This is a genomic window from Paragemmobacter kunshanensis, from assembly GCF_011059185.1.
Lineage (GTDB): Bacteria > Pseudomonadota > Alphaproteobacteria > Rhodobacterales > Rhodobacteraceae > Paragemmobacter > Paragemmobacter kunshanensis.
Genome location: NZ_JAALFE010000075.1, coordinates 1 through 1,978, shown reverse-complemented (window position 1 = coordinate 1,978; position 1,978 = coordinate 1). Strand labels below are relative to the sequence as shown.

The 1,978-nt window shown below is 67.4% G+C and carries 2 protein-coding genes; one reads left to right on the top strand and one right to left on the bottom strand.

What is annotated here, in order from left to right:
• Positions 1 to 585, top strand: a 585-nt coding sequence (locus G5V65_RS21715) for a plasmid pRiA4b ORF-3 family protein (protein ID WP_206526930.1), incomplete at its 5' end; no start/stop codon positions are given.
• A gap of 10 nt (positions 586 to 595) precedes the next feature.
• Here the strand turns inward: G5V65_RS21715 and G5V65_RS21710 are convergent.
• Positions 596 to 1,978 (bottom strand): phage terminase large subunit family protein (locus G5V65_RS21710; RefSeq protein ID WP_206526929.1); only part of this gene is annotated, 1,383 nt, incomplete at its 5' end.

The following is a 1,978-nucleotide window of genomic DNA, read 5'->3' as shown; positions in this document are numbered from 1 at the left end:
GAACTGCTGCATCTCGAGCCCTGCATCTGGCGTGAGCTCGAGGTCAGCCTGACCACCAACCTCCGCGCCCTGCACGAGGTCATCCAGGCGGTGATGCCCTGGGAGAACACCCACCTTTACCAGTTCAGCATCGACGACCGCGTCTATGGCGAGCCCGATCCCGAGGATGCGGTCTGGGGCCGCAAGATCCATCAGGCCAAGGGCATGCGCCTCGGCACGCTGATCGATCGCGGCATCACCGAGTTCCTCTACACCTACGATTTCGGGGACGACTGGCAGCATCGCGTCCTTGTCGAACATGTCGGTGCAGCCGATCCCGGTACCGATTATCCGCTGTTCGTCGCGGGCGAACGCACCGCACCGCCCGAGGATGTCGGCGGCCCACCCGGTTTCCTGGACTTCGTCGAAGCCATCGCCAACCGCCACCATCCGCAGCACAAGGAAATGGTCCGCTGGTATGGCGGTCCCTTCGACCCGGTCGACTTCGGGGAGGCCGAAGTCGCGGCGCGCGTACGGAAGCTCGCTGCGAAGAGGAAGATCGCCCTCGACGCATTCGCTCGCAGCCGCCAAATCCTGCAGCAATAACATCCTGCCCTCACCCCATGTAGCTCGACCGCGCCGTCCGCCGCCGTGCCGATGGCCGGGATGGCTGTGTCGGGGGCGTGCCACCCGTCTTCCCTTCCCCCGTCACGACCAGCTGTCGCTCCAGGTCCTGCCACCGCGCCTCGGGCCAGCGGTCCGCGCCCGCGATCCAGGCGGCGGCGCGGGCATAGACCCGGCAGTCCAGCGCCTCGTTCCGCTCGCGCAGCTTCTGCCATTCGAGCTTCGTGAACCCGCGCCTGGTCTTCACCGTCACCAACTGCTCGGCGGTCAGCTGCTTCAGCCATTCGCTGTCGACCCAGTCCGGCAGATGTACGGTTCCCGCCGGAACCAATGCACCGGCCGTGATCTCCTCCCTCGTCGGTCGATCCTGCCGCAGGAAGCGGTAGGTTTCCGCCTTGAAGGTCGAGGTCGCGACCGTCCAGAGCCGCGCACCGCGACGCAGACGCTTGCCGGCAACGGTGGCATCGACATAGGTCGGACCCGTCACCGGACTTGACCGGTTGAACCCCTCCAGCCCCTTGACCGGAGCCACCTGGCCAAAGCCCGTTTGACGTGCCCAGGCATAGACCGCCGCCGTCTCGTATCCGGTGTCGATCGCGAGCCGGGCGATGGTCATCGGCGTGCCGCAGGCATGAAGCCAGGTCCGGCCGAGGAGACTGCTGAGCCTCTGCCAGGCTCCCGGATCGCCCGGCCCCCCTTCGATGACAACGTGATCGACGAGCCAGCTTTGAAGCCCCCTGCCCCAGGCCCAGACATCGACCTCGATGCGGTCCTTCTGGACATCCGCCCCGGCGGTCAGGAACAACCCGCCCGCAGGGACGGTGCCCGGTGTCCAGTCCTCCTTCAGCCCCTGCAGTCGCTGCCAGTCCGGAGCCTCCCCGGTCTCGACCCATGTTTCGCCAAGGATCGTGTTGCGGAACGCCTTGATTGCCTCGTCCGACCCTTGGGCGGCCTCCCAGCCACGGGCGATGCGGGACCAGCTGAGCCAGCCCACCGGCGAATAGAGCGCCGAGAGGTGATAGCCGACCGCGGTCGGATCGGCGGCGGTCGCGGTCGCCCGCCATTCGCCGCCCTCCAGCATCGCAGTCTTGTGGTGCTCACCGATGGGCGTCTCGCAGCCCTCGCAGTGATATTCCGCCGTCTCCGGGCGGCCCTTCTGCCAGCGCAGCCGATCGAACTTCAGCCACTGCATCACGTCGCAATGCGGGCATGGCACGAAGTACCGGCGCTGGTCGCTCGCCTCGTATTCCCGCTCGATCCGGCTCAGCCCCCGGATCGTCGGCGTCGAAACCAGCAGTACCTTGCGCCGATGGGCGAAGGTCAGCGACCGCGCCTCGGCCAGCGTGACCGGGTCGCCTTCCTCGTCGGCCGAGGC